Source organism: Acidisoma sp. 7E03, from assembly GCF_054665075.1.
The window spans coordinates 73,803-88,786 of record NZ_BAAFHE010000004.1 but is presented as its reverse complement, the minus strand read 5'-3'; the positions used below and the strand labels follow the sequence as shown (position 1 = coordinate 88,786).

At 67.1% G+C, this 14,984-nt stretch carries 17 protein-coding genes; 9 read left to right on the top strand and 8 right to left on the bottom strand.

The genetic code is table 11. The annotated features are described in order from the left end of the window. Positions 1-21: 21 nt before the first annotated feature. The 3 genes from ACYQ6W_RS07705 to ACYQ6W_RS07695 are packed head-to-tail and all read right to left on the bottom strand — an operon-like array spanning position 22 to position 2,927. Positions 22-810 (bottom strand): methyltransferase domain-containing protein, encoded by a 789-nt coding sequence (locus ACYQ6W_RS07705; RefSeq protein WP_459674825.1) that lies wholly within the window; start codon positions 808-810, stop codon positions 22-24. After that, the gene (locus ACYQ6W_RS07700) at positions 807-2,168 is read right to left on the bottom strand and encodes a glutamate--cysteine ligase (protein ID WP_459674577.1); all 1,362 of its coding nucleotides are present in this window, start codon (positions 2,166-2,168) and stop codon (positions 807-809) included. The genes ACYQ6W_RS07705 and ACYQ6W_RS07700 overlap by 4 nt, the downstream gene beginning before the upstream one ends. 36 nt (positions 2,169-2,204) lie before the next feature. Beyond that, positions 2,205-2,927: a 16S rRNA (uracil(1498)-N(3))-methyltransferase gene (locus ACYQ6W_RS07695; RefSeq protein ID WP_459674576.1), complete on the bottom strand. Its 723-nt coding sequence runs from the start codon at positions 2,925-2,927 to the stop codon at positions 2,205-2,207. Between ACYQ6W_RS07695 and ubiA the strand changes: the two genes are divergently transcribed. Together ubiA and ACYQ6W_RS07685 are read left to right on the top strand one after the other, a co-directional pair. Then, positions 2,926-3,825, top strand: coding sequence for a 4-hydroxybenzoate octaprenyltransferase (ubiA, locus tag ACYQ6W_RS07690; protein ID WP_459674575.1), 900 nt, complete (start codon positions 2,926-2,928; stop codon positions 3,823-3,825). The two genes, ACYQ6W_RS07695 and ubiA, sit on opposite strands and share 2 nt — an antisense overlap. After that, positions 3,822-4,475 (top strand): class I SAM-dependent methyltransferase, encoded by a 654-nt coding sequence (locus tag ACYQ6W_RS07685; protein WP_459674574.1) that lies wholly within the window; start codon positions 3,822-3,824, stop codon positions 4,473-4,475. The genes ubiA and ACYQ6W_RS07685 overlap by 4 nt, the downstream gene beginning before the upstream one ends. A 3-nt stretch (positions 4,476-4,478) precedes the next feature. Here the strand turns inward: ACYQ6W_RS07685 and ACYQ6W_RS07680 are convergent, their stop codons facing one another. Both ACYQ6W_RS07680 and pdxH read right to left on the bottom strand, forming a co-directional pair. Beyond that, on the bottom strand, positions 4,479-5,345 hold the full coding sequence (locus ACYQ6W_RS07680) for a universal stress protein (protein ID WP_459674573.1): 867 nt from the start codon (positions 5,343-5,345) through the stop codon (positions 4,479-4,481). Between the two features lie 48 nt (positions 5,346-5,393). Beyond that, positions 5,394-5,996: a pyridoxamine 5'-phosphate oxidase gene (pdxH, locus tag ACYQ6W_RS07675; protein ID WP_459674572.1), complete on the bottom strand. Its 603-nt coding sequence runs from the start codon at positions 5,994-5,996 to the stop codon at positions 5,394-5,396. Between the two features lie 177 nt (positions 5,997-6,173). Here pdxH and fabI point away from each other — a divergent pair, with 177 nt between their 5' ends. The 4 genes from fabI to ACYQ6W_RS07655 all read left to right on the top strand — a co-directional run bounded on the left by fabI (position 6,174) and on the right by ACYQ6W_RS07655 (position 9,732). After that, positions 6,174-7,016 (top strand): enoyl-ACP reductase FabI, encoded by an 843-nt coding sequence (gene fabI, locus ACYQ6W_RS07670; protein WP_459674571.1) that lies wholly within the window; start codon positions 6,174-6,176, stop codon positions 7,014-7,016. 3 nt (positions 7,017-7,019) lie between these two features. Beyond that, positions 7,020-8,105 carry a chorismate synthase gene (aroC, locus tag ACYQ6W_RS07665; RefSeq protein WP_459674570.1) on the top strand — a complete coding sequence of 362 codons (1,086 nt, stop codon included), beginning with the start codon at positions 7,020-7,022 and terminating at the stop codon, positions 8,103-8,105. Positions 8,106-8,247: 142 nt separating this feature from the next. Then, the gene (locus tag ACYQ6W_RS07660) at positions 8,248-9,438 is read left to right on the top strand and encodes a hypothetical protein (RefSeq protein WP_459674569.1); all 1,191 of its coding nucleotides are present in this window, start codon (positions 8,248-8,250) and stop codon (positions 9,436-9,438) included. A 117-nt stretch (positions 9,439-9,555) separates the two neighbouring features. Further along, the gene (locus ACYQ6W_RS07655) at positions 9,556-9,732 is read left to right on the top strand and encodes a peptide chain release factor 1 (protein ID WP_459674568.1); all 177 of its coding nucleotides are present in this window, start codon (positions 9,556-9,558) and stop codon (positions 9,730-9,732) included. Here the strand turns inward: ACYQ6W_RS07655 and ACYQ6W_RS07650 are convergent. From ACYQ6W_RS07650 to ACYQ6W_RS07640, 3 genes are read right to left on the bottom strand one after another with little or no spacing between them, the layout of a single operon-like run. After that, the gene (locus ACYQ6W_RS07650; RefSeq protein ID WP_459674824.1) at positions 9,720-10,460 is read right to left on the bottom strand and encodes a TlyA family RNA methyltransferase; all 741 of its coding nucleotides are present in this window, start codon (positions 10,458-10,460) and stop codon (positions 9,720-9,722) included. The genes ACYQ6W_RS07655 and ACYQ6W_RS07650 overlap by 13 nt on opposite strands. Positions 10,461-10,476: 16 nt before the next feature. Continuing rightward, complete coding sequence (locus ACYQ6W_RS07645; RefSeq protein WP_459674567.1) at positions 10,477-11,607, bottom strand: ATP-grasp domain-containing protein; 1,131 nt, start codon at positions 11,605-11,607, stop codon at positions 10,477-10,479. Further along, positions 11,604-12,182, bottom strand: coding sequence for a DedA family protein (locus ACYQ6W_RS07640; RefSeq protein ID WP_459674566.1), 579 nt, complete (start codon positions 12,180-12,182; stop codon positions 11,604-11,606). The genes ACYQ6W_RS07645 and ACYQ6W_RS07640 overlap by 4 nt, the downstream gene beginning before the upstream one ends. A gap of 146 nt (positions 12,183-12,328) precedes the next feature. On the opposite strand from ACYQ6W_RS07640, the gene ACYQ6W_RS07635 reads away from it, so the two are divergent. From ACYQ6W_RS07635 to ACYQ6W_RS07625, 3 genes are all read left to right on the top strand, one after another. Continuing rightward, complete coding sequence (locus ACYQ6W_RS07635) at positions 12,329-12,820, top strand: disulfide bond formation protein B (protein ID WP_459674565.1); 492 nt, start codon at positions 12,329-12,331, stop codon at positions 12,818-12,820. Between the two features lie 192 nt (positions 12,821-13,012). Further along, complete coding sequence (locus tag ACYQ6W_RS07630; protein WP_459674564.1) at positions 13,013-14,008, top strand: YncE family protein; 996 nt, start codon at positions 13,013-13,015, stop codon at positions 14,006-14,008. Positions 14,009-14,010: 2 nt separating this feature from the next. Further along, positions 14,011-14,979, top strand: a complete 969-nt coding sequence (locus tag ACYQ6W_RS07625) for a sterol desaturase family protein (RefSeq protein ID WP_459674563.1) — start codon at positions 14,011-14,013, stop codon at positions 14,977-14,979. The last annotated feature ends 5 nt before the right edge of the window (positions 14,980-14,984 follow it).

Genomic DNA, 14,984 nt, shown 5'->3' with positions numbered 1-14,984 from the left:
TCAAAAAGGAAAGCGGGCGGATCAGCCGGAAGACCAGCCCGTCATGATGCCGAGGCGGAGCGTGACGGGCACGCGGCCATCCGCGTCCTGCGGCAGGCGCATGAGGGCGGCGGGGAAGAGCCCAGCAGGAGGGACCGCACGGCTGCGCTCACGGATCGCGTTGCGCTCACCGGCTGCCTGCAGATCGCGTAGCAAGGCGAGCGGGTTGCCATAGAGCAGGGTGATTTCCTCCTGGTCGGCGACCGGCGAGGCGAAGCCCGCCCGCTGGAGCAGCCCCGCGAGATCGCGCAGTTCCGGGAAGGGCGAGATGCGCGGGCTGACGCCGCCGCGCAGCTCTGTCTCAGCTTCGGTCAAGGCACGACGGACGTCGCCCAGCGAGCCGAGCAGGGGAAGCGAGGCAAGCAGCAGCCCGTCCGGCTTCATGGCGCGGCGCAGCTGGATGAGCGCGCCGGGCAGATCATTCACCCAGTGCAGGGAGAGATTGGCGATAACGAGGTCGAAGCTGTTTGGGCCGAAGGGCAGAAGCTCCTCGTCCGCCGCGAGATAGGGCGCGCCGCTGAGGGCGGCCATCTTCGCCGAGAGGTCCATGGCAACCGTAGGAATCCCCATGGCGCGGAGCCGGGGCGCGATGACGCCACGCCCGCCGATGTCGAGCGCCGCTTGAAAATGCCGCGTGGTATCGGCCACCCGGTCCAGCAGGCGGTCGGCCGCATCCTCGAGGATCGGCGCCACCTCCTGCACGGTCGCGGCGGCGCGGTCCCGATGGCGACGGACGGCCGCGCGGTTGAAGATGTCGCCGCCGTCCGTCAGATCGCGGCCTCCTCGAAGATAGGGCGAAGGTCGCCGTTCCAGGCACCATGGTAGCGCGCCAGCCAGTACTCCGCCTGCGTCGGCGTGCCCTCCGCGATCTCTTCCAGGGGGGCGAGATAGATGCGTTCGTCCGCGCCGGCCGCATCCAGGCGCGCGCGCGCCGCAAGCCCGTCCGAGGCGATGGCGAGGAGGGGCGTGAGCAGATCCCGCAGCCGTCCATTCCGCCACGGGGCATCGAGGCCCTGGGCCGGCACGGCGGCGCGCAGCGTTGCAAGCTCCGCCGCAGTCACGCCGCGAACCAGGGACTCGGCCGCCGCGAGCGCAGCATCGTCGTAAAGCAGGCCCACCCAGAAGGCGGAGAAGGCGAGCATCATGGCCGGGCTGCCGGCGTCGGCACCGCGCATTTCCAGGAAACGCTTCAGGCGGACGTCGGTGAAGATGGTCGTGAGATGGTCGGCGAAATCGCCAAGCGTCGGCCGCTGACCTTCGAGCCCGGGCAGCCGGCCCGCCATGAAATCGCGGAAGGAGCGGCCGGCGGTGTCGATGTAGTGGCCGTCCCGGTAGACGAAATACATCGGCACATCGAGCGCGAAATCGGCGAAGCGCTCGAAGCCGAAGCCCGGTTCGAAGACCACGGGTGGAATGCCCGCCCGGGCATTGTCGGTATCCGTCCAGACTAGGGCTCGGTTGGAGAGAACTCCGTTCGGCCGGCCCTCGTAGAAGGGCGAATTGGCGAAGAGCGCCGTTGCGAAGGGCTGCAGGGCCAGGCTGACGCGCAGCTTGCGCACCATGTCCGCTTCCGAGGCGAAATCGAGATTGACCTGCACGGTGCAGGTGCGGGTCATCATGTCGAGGCCGCGCGTGCCGACCTGAGGCATGTAGCGGCGCATGATGCCGTAGCGGCCTTTCGGCATCCAGGGCATCTCCGCCTGGGTCGCCAGCGGGTGGAAGCCCAATGGTGCGAAACCCAAGCCGAGCGGTTCGGCGGCGGTCCGCACCTCAGAGAGGTGCGCTGCCAGCTCGTCCCGCGTTTCGTGCAGCGTCTCCCGCGGCGCACCCGAAAGCTCGAACTGGCCGGCAGGTTCCAGGGAGACGGAGGAGCCGCCCTGCGTCAGGCCGATCGGGTTGCCGCGGTCGAGGATCGGCTGCCAACCGCCTTTCGCGATCCCTTCCAGCATCGCGCGGATGCCGTTCGGCTCGTACGGCGGCGGCGCGAGATCGGCACGGCGGAAGCCGAACTTCTCGTGCTCGGTGCCGATGCGGAAACGCGACGCCGGTTTGCAGCCCTCCGCCAGATAGGCGGCGAGCTGCGCCGTGGAGTCGATCGGGGTGAGGTCACCCTCGCCGGGGTTGGACATCGGCTGTTCTGCTCAAGCGTCGTTGTTCAAGAAAGGCTATGGGCGCTGCAAAAGCGTGAGACCCACGATGGCCGCGGTCTCTGCCCGCAGAATGCGGGGGCCGAGCGACGCCGCTACAAGAAAGGGAAGCCGGCGGAGGACGTCAAGCTCCCGGGGATCGAAGCCACCTTCGGGGCCGATCAGCAACGCGCCCGAAACGACCGGTGGCGGTGGGGGGGCGGTGCCGTCGCGTTCAATGGCCGCGATCAGGGGGCGGTCTGCCGGCCAGCGCCGCAGCAGGCTCTCCAGCGGCTGCGGCGCGTGGATGTGTGGGACGGAGAGGCGTTCACACTGCTCCGCCGCCTCCACCGCGATCGCCGCCAGTCGCTCGGGCGCCGGCCGCGCCGGCTGGCTGCGCGCCGTGACGACGGGATGAATTTCTGAGACGCCGAGCTCGGTGGCCTTCTCCACCGCCCATTCGAGCGCATCCCGTTTGATGACGGAGAGCAGCAGCCAGAGATCGGGCTCGCTCGCTTGCGGGCGGAGCAGGCGTTCCGCCTGCAGAACAGCGCCCCGCTTGCCGATCTCCCGAATGGTGGCGGCCCATTCCCCATCCCGTCCGTTGAACAGGCGGAGCGAATCGCCAGGGGCACGGCGCATGACGGTGCCGAGATAGCGCGCCTGTCCCTCCTCCAGCCGGATGGAGGCGTCTGCGCCGAGATCGGCTGCGACGTGGAGGCGGATTGACCCATGACCGGCCAAGGAGGAAGGAGTGCTCATGGCAGCGCATACAGATATCGACCGGGACGGCTGGATCGGCAAGCTCCCCGCCAGCCTCGTACCCTATGCCATCCTGGCACGGCTCGACCGCCCCATCGGCGCCTGGCTGCTGTTCCTGCCGGGACTGTGGAGCATTCTGCTTGCGCATGTGCCGGCGGCGGAGACGATCCGCCTGATCCTGCTCTTCGCGGTGGGGGCGCTCGTCATGCGGAGCGCCGGCTGCGTGGTGAATGACATGTGGGATCGCAAGATCGACCGGATGGTGGCGCGGACGGCGGGTCGGCCGCTCGCCTCCGGCGTGCTTTCCATGCGCCAGGCCGCCGTCTTCCTGGTGTTGCTATTGTTCATCGGCCTCGCCGTGCTGCTCAGCCTCAATCCGGCGGCGCAGATCCTCGGGGCCTGTTCGCTCATCCTCGTCGCCTTCTACCCCGCGGCCAAGCGCGTGACCTGGTGGCCGCAGGCGATGCTGGGGCTGACCTTCGGCTTCGGCGCGCCTCTCGGCTTCGTTGCCGCCACCGGGCATTTCGGCTGGCCCGGTGCCCTAGTCTATGCCGCCGCCTTCTTCTGGATTCTGGGCTACGACACGATCTATGCCCATCAGGACCGCGAGGACGATGCGCTGGTCGGCATCGGCTCGACCGCGCGGCTCTTCGCCGAGACCTCCCGGCCCTTCCTCTCCGTCTGCTACGGCTGCACCGTGCTGCTGCTGGTGGCGGCCGGCATCGCTGCCGGGCTTGGCGCCCTCTATCTGATCGTGCTGATCTTGCCGTCCGTCATGCTGGCGCGGCAGGTCTGGCGGCTCGACGTGAATGATGGTCCGCTCTGCCTCGCTCTGTTCAAGAACAACAAATGGGTGGGTCTTGCCGTGGGGCTCGCCTTGCTCGCTGGGCGGCTTTGAGCGTGACGACGGAGGCCGAGACCTTCCTCCGCGCCCATACGATGCGGAGCCATGCGACCCTCGTGCCCGAAATTCCACTCTGGCTCGCGACCGAAATCACCCCGATCTGGCAGGCGAGCGAGAGCTGGCTCGCGGAAACGGGGATCGAGCCGCCCTTCTGGGCTTTTGCCTGGCCCGGAAGCCAAGTGCTGGCGCGGATGGTGCTGGACCGGCCGGAGCTGGTGGCGGGCCGTCGCGTGCTGGATTTCGCGGCCGGCTGCGGCCTCGCCGCCATCGCCTGCGCAAAAGCTGGGGCCCAGGCCGTGGAGGCGGCGGAGATCGACCCGCTGGCGATCGCGGCGACCCGGCTGAACGCGGCGGAAAACGACGTCTCAGTGCTTGCCGAGACGCGGGATGTGGTGGGTGACGACCGCCGCTGGGACCTGATCCTGTGCGGCGACGTCTGTTACGAGGCGCCGATGACCGGGCATATCCTGCCCTGGCTGCGGCGCATGGTTGCAGAAGGCGCCGAAGTCTGGGTCGCCGATCCCGGCCGGGCCTATCTGCCCCGCGCCGGCATGGTGCCGATCGCGACCATGGTAGTGCCGACGACGCTCGAGCTGGAAGACCGGCCCGAGCGGACGGTGACGGTCTTCCGCCTCAGCGCCTGAGCCTCAGCGGCTCATCAGCACCGGCAGGTCGGCATTTTCCAGAATGTGACGGGTGACGCCGCCGAGGATGAGCTGGCGCAGGCGGGAATGCGAATAGGCGCCCATCGACAGCAGATCGGCCTGGAACTCCCGCGCGCCGGCCAGCAGCCCGGCACCGACCGACTTTTCGAGTGGACGGAAGGTCGCGATCTCGGCTTCCACCCCATGCAGAGACAGGTAAGCCGCAAGGTCCGGCGCACCGGGGCCGCGGCGCTGGTAGTCATCCGAGGTGAGGATGCGCACGGCTTCCGCCTTCTGCATCCAGGGCAGAGCGGCCTGCACGGCAGCCGAGGATTCGGCGGTGCCGTTCCAGCCGATGCAGATGCGGCGGCCGAGGCTCTTGGGCTCGGCCGCGGGTGCGATCATTACCGGGCGGCCTGAATCGAACAGCACGGCATGGAGGGCGTCAGAGGAGGACACGTCCTGCCCGGCTTCGGGATGCGGGATGATGGTGAGATCGGCCAAGCGCGCCTGCTGCGCGATGATCTCTTCCTCGCGCCCGGCGACCGAGACGAAATTGGCCGAGGCGACGCCCGCCTGCGGCCGGGCCTCGCCGATGGTGACGCCGTGGGTGTTCATCGCCTTCTCGAAGAGCACGCGCACCTCATGCGCGCGCACCGCGCTCTCCTTCTCGGTCGCCACCATCATGTCTTCGATCATCGCGCCGGACAGGCCTTCCCCGGCGAGGGGGGCGACGTCCCGCGCATCGACCCGGACGTGCAGCACCGTCAGATGCGCCTTCCAGGTGCTCGCCGTATCGAGCGCCGTGTCCAGCGCGGCGCGGCCGGCTGCAGTCTCGTTCAGCAGGAGAATGATCTTGCGGATGGGCATGGCAGTCAGTCCGTTTCCGTGCGCGCCTCTATTGTAGCATAGCGGGCTTCAGGGAAAGAGGCGGCTCGTTTCCCAGGCGCCGTCTTCGGCCGTGCGGGTAAAGACCAGACGGTCGTGCAGGCGGTAGGGCATTTCGCGCCAGAACTCCACACTGTGTGGCACCAGGCGGAAGCCCGACCAGTGCGGTGGGCGCGGCACCTCCGCGGTCGGGAACCGCTCTTCCGCCTCGGCCAGACGTGCTTCGAGCACCGCGCGATCGGCGAGCGGGCGGGACTGGTCGGAGGCCCAGGCGCCGAGTTTGGAGAGGCGCGGGCGACCGGCGAAATAGACGTCCGCCTCGGCCGGGGCCACCTTCTCCACCCGGCCGCGCAGCCGCACCTGTCGCTGCAGGCTCTTCCAGTGGAAATTGAGGCAGGCGCGAGGATTGGCCGCCAGCTCCGCGCCCTTTCGGCTCTCGTAATTGGTGTAGAAGACGAAGCCCTGGGGATCGTGGCTCTTAAGCAGCACGATGCGGGCATCCGGCAGGCCATCGGCATCGACCGTCGCGAGCGTCATGGCGTTCGGGTCGGCCGGCTCCGTCCGTCGTGCTTCCGCATACCAGTCGTTGAAGAGCTGGAAAGGGTCCTGAGTCGGCAAAGCGGCGAGCGACATGCGGGTCATCCTCCATCGGGCCGCGCATTCTGACCCGCCCATGATCGGTGGCCAAGCCGCGCCCGCGGGATGGCTCCATGGCGCCATGAGCGGCCGCCCCTTGTCCCTGCTTGCCGCCTGTGTCACCACGCGCTGTTACGAGAACCTGCAGCCGTCGTGTTTCAGAAGAGGTCCCGCATGTCCCAAGATGCCTCGGCCACCCTGCCCGCCCGCGGCACGCTCATGGCCGGAAAGCGCGGCGTGGTCATGGGCGTCGCCAATGACCGCTCGATCGCTTGGGGAATCGCCGCCGCCTGCGCGGCCCAGGGTGCGGAGATCGCCTTCACCTACCAGGGTGAAGCCCTCGAGAAGCGTGTGCGGCCTCTGGCCGAGAGCATCGGCGCCGATCTGGTTCTGCCCTGTGACGTCGCCGACGAGGCGAGCATCGACGCCGCTTTCGCCGAGGTGGAGAAGCGCTGGGGCAAGATCGACTTCCTGGTCCATGCCATCGGCTGGGCCGACAAGGCCTATCTGCGCGGCCGCTACCTCGACACGCCGCGCCAGGCCTTCCTGCAGGCGATGGACATCTCCTGCTACAGCTTCGTCGCCGTCTCGCAGCGGGCGGCGGCGATGATGCCTGAAGGTGGCTCCTTGCTGACGCTCACCTATCTAGGCGCGGAGCGCGTCATGCCGCACTACAATGTGATGGGCGTGGCCAAGGCCGCGCTCGAAGCCTCCGTGCGCTATCTGGCCGCCGATCTCGGCGAGAAGAACATTCGGGTGAACGGCATCAGCGCCGGGCCGATCAAGACGCTCGCGGCCTCCGGCATCGGTGATTTCCGCTACATCCTGAAGTGGAACGAGCTGAACGCACCGCTCGGCCGCAACGTGACGACGGAAGAAGTGGGCGGCTCCGGCCTCTACCTCCTCTCCGATCTCGGCCGCGGCGTGACGGGCGAGGTCCATCACGTCGATTGCGGCTACCACATCGTGGGCATGAAGAACCCGGCCGCTCCCGACATCGCGGCGATCACGGGCTGAGGCGTGTCCTACAATACTTTCGGGCAGCTCTTCCGGGTCACCACCTGGGGCGAAAGCCACGGGCCGGCGATCGGCTGCGTGATCGACGGCTGCCCACCGGGCATCCCGCTGACCGAAGCGGACATCCAGCCCTATCTCGACCGGCGCCGCCCGGGGCAGTCGAGCTTCACGACGCAGCGCCAGGAGCCCGACCAGGTGCGCATCCTCTCCGGTGTCTTCGAGGGGATGACGACGGGCACGCCGATCGGCCTCGTCATCGACAACGTCGATCAGCGCTCGAAGGACTACAGTAACATCGCCCAAAGCTTCCGCCCCGGGCATGCCGACGTCACCTACCAGATGAAATACGGCATCCGTGATCATCGCGGCGGTGGCCGCTCTTCCGCGCGCGAGACGGCGATGCGGGTCGCGGCCGGCGCGGTGGCGCGCAAGGTCCTCGGCGACCGCGTCGTGATCCGCGGCGCCATGGTGCAGATGGGCCGCCGCAGCGTGGACCGTGCGCGCTGGGACTGGGCCGCGGTGGACGCCAATGCCTTCTTCTGCCCCGATCCGACGACGGCGGAGGCTTGGGAGGCCGAACTGCTCGCGATCCGCAAGGCCGGCTCCTCGGTCGGCGCCGTCTGCGAAATCGTGGCCGAGGGCGTTCCGCCGGGATTGGGCGCGCCGATCTACGGCAAGCTCGACGCCGATCTGGCGGCGGCCCTGATGAGCATCAATGCGGTGAAGGGCGTCGAGATCGGCGACGGCTTTGCCGCAGCGGCGCTGACCGGCGAGGAGAATGCCGACGAGATGCGCCCCGCTGCCGCGGGCGGTGTCGACTTCCTGTCGAACCATGCGGGTGGCATCCTGGGCGGGATTTCCACTGGCCAGCCGGTGGTGGCGCGCTTCGCCGTGAAGCCCACCAGCTCCATCCTGACGCCGCGGCACTCGGTCAACACGCTGGGCGAAGCCGTGGAGGTCTCGACGAAGGGCCGGCACGACCCCTGCGTCGGTATCCGTGCCGTGCCGGTGGGGGAGGCGATGATGGCCTGCGTCCTTGCGGACCACCTGCTGCGCGACCGGGCGCAAAACGGACACCGCACGCGATAAGTCCTTCCAATCTCACACGTCTGTGTTGAGTGGGTTGATTGAGGCGCGGGGCGCCTTCGCGTATCGCTTGCGAATGAGCGAAATTCTGTCTCCCGAGAGTTTGACGCGTTCTGCCCAGGCTTTTCCACGGGCGAGCTTACCCGTGACGGAGCAGTTCGTGCTCTTCGTGGGAGAAGAGCTGTGGTCGGCTCGGATCGCCGAGATCATCGGGCGCGCCGCTGCCGGCAATCGCTCCGGCGCGGTGGTCAAGCAGCGCCACGCTCTGGAACTCGCGATCGAACGCATGCGCGGGCGGGCTCCAGATGGCACGCGTGCGGCTGAACGCTCTGCCCCCACAGTGGCTGAACAGCGGCTGGAAGCAATTCTCGCCGAACTCATGGCGACGACCACCGTGCTGAGCCCGACCGGGCTTGGCCGGCTTCGCGCGCGGCTCGATGCGGCGCTGTCGGGGGACGGTCGGCTGGTCGGGCTGCTGCATCTCTTCCGGACTGCGGCGCTCCACCGGGCCCGTGGCTTCGAGGTGGTGCATAGCGGGCTGGAAGAGGGCACGGCCTACTGCCTGCTGCTGCGCCGCGACGGGGCCGAGGCCGAATGCATCTGCCACACTCTCTCGGGTGAAGCTGGGCGCGACATCCATCGCCAGGCCTGGGCGTCCTTCTGTGACCGGGTGGAGGCGCAGGTGAAGCCTTGGCTCGCGGCGCGGCCAGGCCGCTATCTGCTGAAGATGACCTTCGCCCGCGGTCTGCAGGATGGCGATGCGGCGCAGATGGAGGCGCTGCAGGCGCGCGTCCTTTCCATGCTCGAAGGTGGTGCGCGGCTGGATCAGGATGAAGCGGCGGTGCTGCGGATCGAGCCGCTGGTGCTCGGCAGCAACAATGCCTCGCTCGACGGGCTGATGGCGCGCCTGCGGGAGGAATTCGGGCCTGAGGCACATCTGTCTCTCTCCGCCTGCGCCGAAGGCGTCTGGGCGATGGCCGCGCGCGCCGGGCGGCGCAATTCCATCGCCGAGATGGTGCGGAGTGAACTCGAGCAACTGGCGCCCACCGTGGTCTCCGGCACGCGCCCAGCGATCTTGGCCTTGTTCCTCGAGGAGATGGACCGGCCGGAATGGCGCGTGCTGCGCGATAGCCTGGAGTTGGAAGGTGCCGCGCGCCAGTACATGACCTGCGACGGTGCGGCCCATGTGGTGGCCGTGACCTGCTACAGCCGGATGGAGATGTTCGGCCTCAGCGGGCCGGATGCCGCTCCCGAAGGGGAACTGCGCTTCCGCAATCCCGCGCATCCCGCGGCCAAGGTTCCAGCTCTGGCGCCTGCCATCCAGTCTTCTCTCTGATAGCAGGACGAACACGAAAACGTTGACGGGCCAAATCTGGACGAAACGCTGACGTTTCTTACTTCTCCGAATGCTGCAGTGCGGTAACATCCCGCCTGCGGGGATGGGAGAGGCTTGATGGGACTGATGCAGCGGTCGATCACCTGGAAGCTCGAAGAGCTGGACCGCATTCTGAACGACCCGACGGCTCCGATGGAGGCGCATCGCGTCTGGTCGCTGCTGGACGACATCTCCTCAGTCCATGCCGCAGAAGACCGCCCGGCCGCGGGGAAAGCCTGCCATCAGGGCGCGTAGCGCGCCCCGATCAGATATTCATGATTGCCCTCGGGACCGGTGATCGGACTTTCCACGACACCATCCACGATCCAGCCCGGTAATGACGTCCACCACCGTTCGATCTCGCCACAGGTGCGGGTGCGCACGATGGGGTCAGTGACGACGCCGCGAGGTCCGATCTCGGCCTGTGCCGCTTCGAACTGGGGTTTGATCAGGGCGATCGCCCAGGCGCCCGGTGTCAGCAGTGCCAGAGGTGCGGGCAGCACGGCACGCAGGCCAATGAAGCTTGCGTCACAGACGAGAGCGCCGAGCGGTTCCGGTATTTCGGTTGCCGTGATCAGCCGCGCATTGGTCTTTTCCAGCACCACCACGCGGTCGTCGCTGCGTAGCTTCCAGGCGAGCTGCCCGTGGCCCACGTCCACGGCATAGACGCGGGCGGCCCCTTCCGTCAGCAGCACGTCGGTGAAGCCCCCGGTGGAGGCGCCGACGTCGATCGCGACGCGCCCGGAGACGGGATAGCCGAAATGAGCCAGGCCATGGGCGAGCTTGAGCCCGCCGCGCGACACCCAGGGATGGTCCTGGCCCTTGAGCGATAGAGGGGCGTCCTCGGGCAGAAGATCCCCGGCCTTCGCGATGCGCTGGGTGCCAGCATAGGCTTGGCCTGCCATGATGAAGGCTTGAGCGCGCGCAGTGCTTTCCGCCAGGCCCCGATCGACGAGGAGCCGGTCGGCGCGGGCGCGGCGGATCTTCGGAGCGGCCAAGTCAGTCGTTGGCGGGGTAGGAGGCCATCAGCCGCTTCTGGCGGCGCCACATGCGCAGCAGGGTGAAGAAGCCGGTCGCCTTATGGCCGAGGGCGCGGTTGGCGGCCGCGATTTCGAAGGCAGAGCGGTAGTGGAAGAACTGCGCCGCATAGGCTTCGCGCAAGGTCGTCTGCGGGTCCCAGATATGGGTCGCCTCCGAGCCCACGCCGTTGATCTCGATGATGCGAAACCCTTCGCCGGCCATCAGGGCCGCCGGGCTCTCGTAGCGGATGTCGAAGCGGCCAAAGTGGAAATTCGGGATGGAGCGGGCGATGCCTTCGATCCGCGCCGTCAGCTCGGGTGTCACGAGCTTCGCGCCGTTCTTGAAGGTTGAGCCTTTGCAGTGGTTGCCGACGAAGACCAGCTTCACCCGCTCACCCGCTTCCGGAACTTCGTGCAGGCGGGAGGCAAGGCGCGGCAGATAGAGATGCGGCACCTGGGCGCAGCGGGGATCCGCCATGATCAGTTCCCGGAGATTGGATCGGCCGTCGCCGACCACCACGGGAGAGGATTTGAGGGTGACGGAGGTGATGGTGCCGGTCTTCTCGCCAGGGCGGCGGATGTAGAAGATTCCGGCTTCGGCCTCATGCGGGATCAGGGCTTGCAGCATGAAGCGGGTCAGGCGCGGGAAGGCGGCGAGGTAGCGGGCGAGATCGGCGCGGTTGTCCACGAGACAGACACCGGTGCCGTTACAGCCGATGTCGGGCTTCACGACGACGGGGAAGCTCAGGCCGGCCTCCGCCATGGCCGCCTCAGCCAGGCTCAGATCGTCCGATTCGGGATAGGCCCCGGTCGTGCAGACGGTGTAGGGGGCCACCCACTCCCGGCCGTCGGGTCCCATCTGGTCGAGGATGGACTGTTTCGATTCACCGCAAAGGCCGCCGGCCTCGATGGTGGGATTGGCCGCGGTTGCCAGGATCGGGTTGCCGTAGCGGATGCCGAGGCCGATCCATTGCAGGACGATGGGCGTGTAGGCGATCCAGCCCGGCCAGAATTCGAAGAAGGACGTGATCCGCTCGGGGCGAGCCGCTTGGGAACGCCGCAGGCGGGCGAGGGCCGCCGAAGACGCGGACGCAGCCTGAATATCGCTCACGTCGTTTCTTTTCCTCTCAACTGCCGCGCAACCAGCCGGCTGGCCACCAGCAGTACGATGCATAGAACGGCGATGCCTGCCCAATGCCAGGCGCCGAGATAGGCTTCGATATAATGCCCGAGCTTCATCGAGACGGTGAAAAGCAGGCTCGTCCAAATCAAGGTGGCAACGATGGCCGCCAAGGTGAAGACGAGGAACGACGTCTTGAGAAACCCGCATGTCGTATAAGTTGGCAGCCGCAATCCAGGCAAGAAGCGGCTGATGAAGATCACGCGGGCGAGGCGGCTGTTCAGCCAGTCGCGGCCGATATCGCGCCGGCGCGCGGGGATGAAGCGCTCCATCCAGGGGATGACTGCAGCGAGGCGGCCGAGCCCGTAGAGGCCGAGATCGCCGAGCACGATGCCGGTGTAGAGCGCGCCGAGCCCGATCTCGATGGGAATGGTCCCGGCCTGGACCTGGATCGCCGTCACAACCGTCGCCGCATCCTCCAGGATGAAGGTGCCGCCGATGATCGACAGCGCCTGCAGCACGGGATGACGCAGGGCCGCCGCCACCAGGGTAAGGAGGGCCGTCATCGATCCAGGGCTAGGGTAAAGATGGATGGGTCATGAATCTTGCGAGCGTATCACCCGAACCGCGCGGAAAACCAAGCGTATTGTTGCATCGGTCCGGGGAGGTGGCTTCGCTTGGCAGACCAAGGGGCGGCGGAGGATAAGGACGCATGTCCTCATCCTCTGATCGCCGCACCGCCCTTTTTCTGATCGCCGTGGGCCTTGGCGCCCTGCTTGTGGCCTTTGGGGCGCAGCGTTTCCTCGGAATGGCGCCGTGCGAACTCTGCCTTTGGGAGCGCTGGCCTTACCGGATCGTGATCCTGCTCGGCCTGCTCGCGCTCGCGCTCCCCGGGCGGCTGGCGGCGCTCTGTCTTTGGCTTGGCGCGACCGCCCTCCTGGCGGATGTCGGAGTCGCCTTCATCCATGTCGGCGTCGAATGGCATTGGTGGCCGAGTCCGCTCCCCGAATGCAGCGCCTCCAACCTGGTGACGCACGATCTCGCCGCGCTGATGAAGAGCCTGCCGTCCCGGCCGGCCAAGCCCTGCGATGCGCCGAATTACCTGATCCCAGGCCTGCCGCTGTCCTTCGCGGCGATGGACTTCCTCTACGCATTGCTCTGCTGGGCGGTGGTGACCGTCCGCCTCCTGCGCCGACGCGCCTGAGGCGCGCGGAGGCAGGTTTCAGACGCAGGGCTGGCATTCGCGACTTCCGGGGGAAGTTTGCGCTGCGTCATGGTCTCTCTCGCGCCGTCGGCTAGCGTTCCACGTGAAGCACCTTAGCCTGAGAGTTCATTTGACTTTCAGGCACCTAGTGCGGCTTTTTCACCTAGTTTCTTGATGACGGAGTGTCTTCCGATGCGTCCTTGGCGCAGCTTCCTGACCGGTCTTGCCCTGGCCGGTGTCGCCCTGGGCCTCGCCGCCCCGCCCGCCCATGCCGCGCATCCGAAGATCGCTTTCGTGATCAATTCGCTGAGCGCCTCCATCGACGAGATCGACGTCGATACGCACCAGATCATCCGCAGCGTGCCGGTCTTCCGCGAGCCGCACCACATGGCGCTCACACCCGATGGCCGCTACCTGCTGGTCGGCGACACCACCGGCAACGCGCTCTTCTTCCTCGACCCGCGCACGGGGGCGATGGTGAAGCACATCACCATGAGCGATCCCTATCAGCTGGTCTTCAGTCCGAACGGCGAGTACCTCACCGTCGCTGGTTTGGCCCGCAACCAGATCGACATTTACGACGCCAAGACCTTCAAGCTCTTGCATCGCGTCCGCGCCGATACGATGCCGAGCCACATCAACTATTCGCCCGATTCGAAGAACGTCTATGTCAGCCTGCAGGTCTCCGGCCAGCTGATCGCCATCGATACCGGGACCGGAGCCGTCGAGTGGCAGAAGGCCGTCGGCAATACCCCGGCCGGCGTGCTGTGGCACAATGGCATGATCCTGGTCGGCATCATGGGCGAGGGGCACGTGGCCGAGGTCGACCCCAAGACCGGTGACGTGATCGGCACCATCAAGACCGACCCGGGCGCGCACGTCATGTTCATGCCGCCGGATCACAAGATCATTTATGTGACGGACCGGGAAAGCGGGCACATCTCCGTCCTCGACGCCAAGACGCTGCAGGTGATCAAGACGTTCCAGATTCCGGGAGGGCCGGACGACATGGATTTCGCGCCCGACGGCACGATCTGGGCGACCTTGCGCTGGCAGCACCAGATCGCGCTGATCGACCCCAAGACTTTTACCTATACGACGATCCGCGTTGGCCGGTCGCCCCACGGCATCTGGTTGAACACGCATGATCCGAAGATCTGGCAGACGAGCATCGCGAGCGCGGACTGATCATGAGCTGGAGCGACTTCTTCGCCGATCCCTTCGATGCGACGGCGGGCTGGCTGCAAGGCCATTTCCTGTTGCCGCTGCTGTGGCACACCGGCCTTTCGGCCTGGGAAGACGTCTCCTACGGCTGGGCGCTGGTCGCGCTCTATGGCATCGCGCAGGTCTTCATCACCCTGGGCCTGTCGATGCCGGCAGAGCGCTTCTGGCCGCTCGAGAAGTGGCAGAAGGCCGAGAGCGTCGGCACGGACATCTTCTACACCCTGCTGCAGCGCATCGGCGTGCTGCCGCTGGTCACCTTCGTGCTCTTCTACATGGTGCAGACCTGGATCAACGGCTGGCTGACCGACCACGGCATCGTGCCGCCGACGATCGAGCGGGCGCTGCCCTTCCTGCTCGGCCATCCGATCCTCACGCTCATCACCTATCTGATCATTCTGGATTTTGCCGAATATTGGCGGCACCGGCTCTCCCACCGCTTCTACTGGTGGTACACGCTGCATTCCCTGCACCATGCGCAGCGGCAGATGACCTTCTGGTCGGACGACCGCAATCACCTGCTGGACGACTTCATCTCCGGCATCTGGTTCGGCATCGTCGCCATCGCGATCGGCGTGCCGCCCATCCAGTTCCCGATGCTGGTGCTGCTGGTGCGCGTGCTGGAAAGCTTCAGCCATGCGAATACGACGATCCACTTCGGCTGGCTGGGTGAGCGGCTGCTGATCTCGCCACGCTTCCACCGCGCCCATCACAGCGTGAAGGCGGCCGGGCAGAAGAGCTGCAACTACGGCGCCGTGCTGCCCTGGTGGGACATGATCTTCGGCACCGCGGATTTCAGCCGCGAATACATCCGCACCGGGGACCCTTCGGCGGACGAGGCCATGCACACCGGGAATTATCTCGAACAGCAGCTGTCCGGCCTGAAGCGCTTCGCGCGGTCCTTCCGCCGTCGTCGCCCGACCGCTGCCCGGGTCTGAACTTC